4 protein-coding genes, 7 tRNA genes and 2 rRNA genes are annotated in these 6487 nt (G+C 48.9%); 12 read left to right on the top strand and 1 reads right to left on the bottom strand.

Translation table 11 applies throughout. From position 1 onward, the window contains the following. The 10 genes from L6H70_RS11940 to L6H70_RS11895 form a co-directional block, all read left to right on the top strand. Positions 1-220 (top strand): 23S ribosomal RNA (locus tag L6H70_RS11940); the annotation flags it as partial. Between the two features lie 57 nt (positions 221-277). Further along, positions 278-394, top strand: a 5S ribosomal RNA gene (gene rrf / locus L6H70_RS11935). Between the two features lie 71 nt (positions 395-465). Then, a complete protein-coding gene (locus tag L6H70_RS11930) occupies positions 466-699 on the top strand; it encodes a hypothetical protein (RefSeq protein WP_236333015.1) in 234 nt (77 codons plus the stop codon). A gap of 346 nt (positions 700-1045) precedes the next feature. Continuing rightward, a tRNA-Glu gene (locus L6H70_RS11925) sits at positions 1046-1120 on the top strand. Positions 1121-1186: 66 nt separating this feature from the next. Continuing rightward, positions 1187-1262 (top strand) — tRNA-Val (locus L6H70_RS11920). A gap of 34 nt (positions 1263-1296) precedes the next feature. Further along, positions 1297-1370, top strand: a tRNA-Met gene (locus L6H70_RS11915). Between the two features lie 76 nt (positions 1371-1446). Further along, a tRNA-Asp gene (locus L6H70_RS11910) sits at positions 1447-1524 on the top strand. A gap of 55 nt (positions 1525-1579) precedes the next feature. Next, positions 1580-1654: transfer RNA gene (locus tag L6H70_RS11905), tRNA-Gly, on the top strand. A gap of 6 nt (positions 1655-1660) precedes the next feature. Continuing rightward, a tRNA-Arg gene (locus tag L6H70_RS11900) sits at positions 1661-1737 on the top strand. A 27-nt stretch (positions 1738-1764) separates the two neighbouring features. Further along, positions 1765-1843 (top strand) — tRNA-Leu (locus L6H70_RS11895). Positions 1844-2160: 317 nt separating this feature from the next. Here the strand turns inward: L6H70_RS11895 and L6H70_RS11890 are convergent. After that, positions 2161-2931 (bottom strand): DeoR/GlpR family DNA-binding transcription regulator, encoded by a 771-nt coding sequence (locus L6H70_RS11890; protein ID WP_236333013.1) that lies wholly within the window; start codon positions 2929-2931, stop codon positions 2161-2163. Between the two features lie 303 nt (positions 2932-3234). Here L6H70_RS11890 and L6H70_RS11885 point away from each other — a divergent pair, with 303 nt between their 5' ends. Further along, entirely contained in the window at positions 3235-5001 is a 1767-nt protein-coding gene (locus L6H70_RS11885) for an L-fucose isomerase (RefSeq protein WP_236333011.1), read from the top strand. A gap of 28 nt (positions 5002-5029) precedes the next feature. After that, positions 5030-6466 (top strand): rhamnulokinase, encoded by a 1437-nt coding sequence (locus L6H70_RS11880; RefSeq protein WP_236333009.1) that lies wholly within the window; start codon positions 5030-5032, stop codon positions 6464-6466. The last annotated feature ends 21 nt before the right edge of the window (positions 6467-6487 follow it).

The raw sequence follows: 6487 nt of genomic DNA, 5'->3' as shown, positions 1-6487 counted from the left end.
TGGACGTACCGCTGGTGCACCAGTTGTTTCGCCAGAAGCATGGCTGGGTAGCTACGTACGGACGGGATAAGCGCTGAAAGCATCTAAGCGTGAAGCCCCCCTCAAGATGAGATTTCCCAATACGTAAGACCCCTTGAAGACGACGAGGTAGATAGGTTGGAGGTGGAAGTGCAGCAATGCATGGAGCTGACCAATACTAATCGGTCGAGGGCTTATCCAATATTTCGAAGAACGCAGATTCGTTTCGGATTCAGTTTTCAGGCGATCAAGCCTGACGTTTGGTGGCGATAGCGGAAGGGTTCCACGCGTACCCATCCCGAACACGACCGTTAAGCCTTCCAGCGCCGATGGTACTTGGACCGAAGGGTCCTGGGAGAGTAGGACGCCGCCAAGCACTTAAGACCACTGTTGATACTATCAGCAGTGGTCTTTTGTTCGTTTACCGGATTGGTTATACTGCAAATAATGAATTATCTTGGGATTGCTGCAGAGCTGAAACTCAGAATAGCAAATTCCTTTGTATTTGATCCGGAGAATGCAGGCGAATATATTAGTCAGAATGTACCTTGGGGTATGCTCAATAATGATTTTCAGGATTATAAGCCTTGGCGTGAAATCAATTATGCGATGTTAAAGCACATCGATTCTGAATATAACGGGAAGATTATCGTACCCATGACAATTGTTGAACCCGCTTAATATGTGGAGCTGACAGGCAGGCTGCAAAATGAAGGCATTGCAGTTCAACATTTCACCTTGTGTGCTACACGGGAGACCCTTTTAAAGTGGCTAAGGAGCCGTGGGGAGAGAGAGGACTCTTGGGCAGCGCTACAGATCGACAGATGCCTTAGCGGACTACAACAGGCGTTATTCCGGCGGCATATAGATACAGAGTCATTAACTGTAGAAGAAGTCTCCGAGGCAGTGTTGTCTTCTTTGGAATGGTCTCCTAGGACATAGATAGAAAATTAGTAAATATAGTATTGCTATATTACAGAATAATTGGTATAATATTTTTTGTTGTCACAAACGACATTATTGATATGGCCCGTTGGTCAAGGGGTTAAGACACCTCCCTTTCACGGAGGTAACATGGGTTCGAATCCCATACGGGTCACCATTTTCCATAATAAAGATTGCTTTTATAAGGAATATGTGATAAGATCATTAAGTTGCTTCTTTCGATGGAGGCTTAGCTCAGCTGGGAGAGCATCTGCCTTACAAGCAGAGGGTCGGGGGTTCGAACCCCTCAGCCTCCACCAGATGAACCATCGAGGAAGAGAATACTTTTACTGACGCGGGGTGGAGCAGCCCGGTAGCTCGTCGGGCTCATAACCCGAAGGCCGCAGGTTCAAATCCTGCCCCCGCAATTAATCCCCAAAAAGTGAAGATATGCTTTATAGTGTATTCCGATTACTTTCCGGGGACCCCAGTAGTACTTAATTTGGAACCGTGGTGTAGTTGGCCTAACATGCCTGCCTGTCACGCAGGAGATCGCGGGTTCGAATCCCGTCGGTTCCGCCATTTAGATGGCTTCAGGGATGTAAATCCCACAGTGTTATAAGAATACATACCGTGTGCGGACGTGGCTCAGCGGTAGAGCATCGCCTTGCCAAGGCGAGGGTCGCGGGTTCGATTCCCGTCGTCCGCTCCATATTATGCGCCCTTAGCTCAGCTGGATAGAGCGTTTGACTACGAATCAAAAGGTCGGGAGTTCGAATCTCTCAGGGCGCGCCATTATTTTAAAATAACATTTAAATTTATGCCGGCGTGGCGGAATGGCAGACGCGCTCGACTCAAAATCGAGTGGGAAACCGTGGAGGTTCGAGTCCTCTCGCCGGTATTACCAGAACAGGCTTACAATTTGCTTTCGGGCGATTTTGTAAGCCTGTTTTTATATTTATCATAAATGTACCTTCACGCGACTTTCTGGGGTGTAGGAAACATGATGGAATGGGGGCTTCTTGGTTTTAGTGTAAGCGCTATCTAAATCAGGTGCAGGAAGTTTGCCTACCGGAGCTTTTTGAATACCATCCACAGTATCGCTATAATACAGGCTCGACAGCGATAAGAACGAATGGAAACCACTGGGGAGCGTGATAAGCAGCCACACTTATCGATCCCATTGTATGACTCAGCCCCTTCCCAGTGAAGTGTATATTAGATCTCTGAACTGTAGAGAACGGATACCTGATATGTATTCAGAAAAGCGATCCATTCCTCCGAAGGCTTCTGATCGGTCACAATATAATCCACCTTATCAAAGCTGAAGAGCTTGATGAAGGCAATTCGGTCAAATTTGGAATGGTCTACGAGCAGCACCACTTTACTGGCCTGCTTTTGCATTAGAATTTTTAGTTCGCTCTCTTCTTCGTTGGAATCACTGAGGCCTCCTGTCATCGACAGTGCTTTACAGCTGAATAGAGCTACATCCACATTGTACTTTTGTATGCTCTGGGAAGCTGTGGGGCCAACGAAGGAACTGGTTTCAGGCCCTAAAGTACCACCCGTGGAGATCAGCTTGTGGCCGGAATGCTGGAACTCGGACAACACAGCCAATGAGTTGGTGATTATCGTTAGATTCTGCTTGGCCTCGGTAATTTTGCGTAAGGCTTCAAAAGCGGTTGTACTGGTATCTGTCATCAGACTGTCCCCGTCATTAATCAAGTCCAGCACGTTGGCGGCAATAATGCCTTTTGCTTCAAGGTTGATCTGGTGTCTGCTGGCATAGGAAGGATCTTCATTGGTATGCGCATTCAAAATGGCGCCGCCGTAATTCTTTTTGGCCAGTCCTTCTTTATCAAGCTTGTCCAGATCACGCCGGATCGTCTCTTCGGATACCTGGAATTTCTGAGCGAGGTCAGCGACATGCACTTTTTTATGTCTATAAAGCTCGTTAATAATGAGGTCCCGCCGTTCAAATGCCTTCATGTCTTATCCACCCTTAATTAAAAAAATCATTTAATATACATAGTGTACTACAATTTACAAAGAGATAGTCAGAAATCCTCATGAACCCCACACTATTTTTTGTTAATATCACAATAAACCACAAAAGTATAAGATTATTATGTGGTTTGTTGTTGACTTCATTGAATTTCGATTCTATTATTAACATGAACTTCATTTAATCAGTTCCAAAACATTAATGATAGCGCTTTATCCACAGGATTGATTTATTTCTAAATGGATTTGCCGCAAGTATTCAACCACTTAATTTGAGGAGGAACAGCAGTGGCAACAAATTATCCGAAGATTGGTATCCGGCCCACCATTGATGGCAGAAGACGGGGTGTCCGCGAATCGCTGGAAGTCCAAACGATGGGCATGGCGCAGCGTGTGGCTAAATTTCTGGAAGAAAAGCTTTTTTATCCGGATGGTTCTCAGGTTGAGTGTGTTATCGCTGATTCTACAATCGGCGGTGTTAAGGAAGCCGCGGCTGCCGCACAGAAGTTTGCAAGTGAGAATGTTGGAGTGTCTATTACTGTAACCCCGTGCTGGTGTTATGGTTCGGAAACTATGGATATGGATGCTACTATTCCACATGCAGTGTGGGGATTTAATGGAACCGAGCGTCCGGGTGCGGTATATCTGGCTGCGGTATTGTCTGCCTATGCACAAAAGGGAATTCCGGCTTTCGGCATATATGGTGAGGATGTTCAGGATTCCGGCAGCGAAGAGATACCGGCGGATGTGCAGTCCAAGCTGCTGCAGTTTGCCAAATCCGCTCTGGCGGCGGCCTTGATGAAGGGCAAATCCTATCTGTCTATGGGCTCCGTATCTATGGGGATCGCGGGTTCGATTGTTAACGAGCAGTTTTTCCAGGAATATCTGGGCATGCGCAACGAGTATGTGGATATGTCTGAATTTGTCCGCCGTTTTGAGGAAGAAATCTATGATCAAGCAGAATTTGAGCACGCACTGGCCTGGGTCAAGGAGAACTGCCGGATCGGAGCAGATAATAACCCGCCGGAGCTGCAAATCAGCGATGAGGAAAAGGAAAAGCAATGGGAGACATGTGTGAAAATGACGCTCATTGCACGCGATCTCATGGTCGGTAATCCTAAGCTGGCCGAGCTCGGCTTCGAGGAAGAGGCGAACGGGCATAACGCACTTGTCGGCGGCTTCCAGGGCCAGCGGCATTGGACGGATCATTTTCCGAACGGAGATTTCATGGAGACTCTGCTGAACTCCTCCTTTGACTGGAACGGCAGACGCGCACCGTACATTGTGGCGACTGAAAATGACAGCTTGAATGGTGTTACCATGCTGTTCAATTATCTGCTCACGAACACCGCGCAAATCTTCGCCGATGTCCGCACGTACTGGAGCCCTGCCGCTGTTGAGCGTGTAACCGGATATATGCTGGAGGGAGACGCGGCAAACGGGCTGTTGCATCTGATTAACTCCGGCTCCGCGGCGCTCGATGGAACAGGAGAGCAGAGTATTGACGGAAAGCCGGCGATTAAGCCCTTCTGGGAGATTACGGATGAAGAAGCGGATAAATGTATCGCACAGACCCGTTTCCGCGCTGCATCGCAGGAATACTTCCGGGGGGGAGGCTTCTCAACGGATTACCTGACCAAAGGCGGAATGCCTGTTACGATGGCCCGTCTCAACCTGGTGAAGGGACTCGGTCCTGTACTTCAGCTTGTAGAGGGGTTCACCGTGGAATTGCCCGAGGCTGTTCATAAGACGCTGGATGAACGGACAGATCCGACATGGCCAACAACCTGGTTTGCTCCGAAGCTGACGAATCAGGGTTCATTCAAATCTGTTTATGATGTCATGAACAATTGGGGAGCCAACCATGGAGCTATAAGCTACGGGCATATCGGCGCAGATCTGATAACGCTTGCCTCTATCCTGCGGATCCCGGTCAGTATGCACAATGTGGAAGAGTCACGTATTTTCAGACCGCGGGTATGGTCTTTATTCGGTACAGAGGATCTGGAGAGTGCAGATTACAGAGCCTGCCGGAACTTCGGGCCGATGTATTAAATCCTCAAATGAAGCAGGTGCGGATAGTATGAACGAGGCTATAAATTTGCTGGCGATGGACCTGGGGGCAAGCTCCGGCAGGGTAATGCTAGGCGTGTATGACGGTGAGAGTATTCATGTGGAAGAAATTCACCGTTTTGCTAATCAGCCGGTGCAGGCGGGCGGACATTTGTACTGGGATGTTCTGAGGATTTTTCATGAAATGAAGCAGGGCATACGGAAAGCTGCAAAGGCTCAGGGTTCATTGACGGCTTTGAGTGTAGATACATGGGGGGTCGATTACGGCTTCATTGACAGCCAAGGACAGCTCCTGTATTCGCCGCACCATTACAGGGATCAGAGAACAGCTGACAGTGCGGGTATCCTGGACTCCTTATTGCCGCCGGAAGAACAGTTTCGGTTAACAGGTAACCAGTCAGCCAGAATCAATACAGTATATCAGCTATTTGCCGATCTGCGTATCAGTCCTTGGCTAAGAGAGACTGCGGACAAAATGCTGATGATGCCTGACTTGTTCCATTACCTGTTCTCGGGTGTTGGTGTGGCGGAGCAGACGATTTGGAGTACAAGCGGCCTGCTGGCCGCAGGGGAAACTGGACCTTCACTGGAGGTACTGAACAAGCTGGGTCTCCCGGTTGAACTGATTCCTGCTCTGGTTCCGGCTGGCACGGTTATCGGCTCTGTACTGCCTGCCTTGCAGGAAGAACTTGGCATAGGCCCCATCAAGGTTATAGCTGGAGCTTCACATGACACGGCTTCTGCGGTGGCCTCGATTCCTTATATATCCAAAGCAGATGCTGCATTTATCAGCTGTGGAACATGGTCCCTGGTGGGAATGGAGACGGAGCAGCCGGTCATTACGGATCTGGCCCGTGAATACGGGTTTACGAATGAAAGCTGCTATGGCAGCAGCAATCGTCTGCTGAAGAATATTACTGGGCTATGGATTTTGCAGGAAACGCAGCGGGGCTGGGCGGAAGCGGGTGAACCGGTGTCTCATCATGAGGCTGCCATGCTTGCCCAAAGTGTTCATAGGACAGCGTATGCTGCACCGGTCATTGATCCCAATGATGATCTCTTCAGCACACCAGGCGATATGCCGGGACGGATAGAAGCGTATTGTACCCGGACCGGACAGACGCCGCCGCGGACAAAGGCAGAGATCATTCTAACGATTCTGAATAGTCTGGCCTTCTCATACGCAGAGACAGTTAAAGAACTGGAAGCGCTAAGCGGACAGATCATCCGCAGAATTCATATGGTCGGCGGAGGAATCCAGAATGTACTTCTATGCCAGCTTACGGCAGATGCTACCGGCAAGGAAATTGTCGCCGGACCTGTAGAAGCGAGTGCGATCGGGAATATTGCGGTTCAATTAACGGCCTTGGGAGCCGTCCAGAAGGCTGAGGTCAGAGATCTTGTGGCCCGTTCCTGTACGCTTTCCAGTTATTATCCGGCTTTATAAATCATCCACTAAATAAAGGAG

Origin of the sequence: Paenibacillus auburnensis, assembly GCF_927798115.1 — a bacterium.
GTDB lineage: Bacteria > Bacillota > Bacilli > Paenibacillales > Paenibacillaceae > Paenibacillus_AQ > Paenibacillus_AQ auburnensis.
This window is presented reverse-complemented; position numbering and strand designations above follow the sequence as displayed.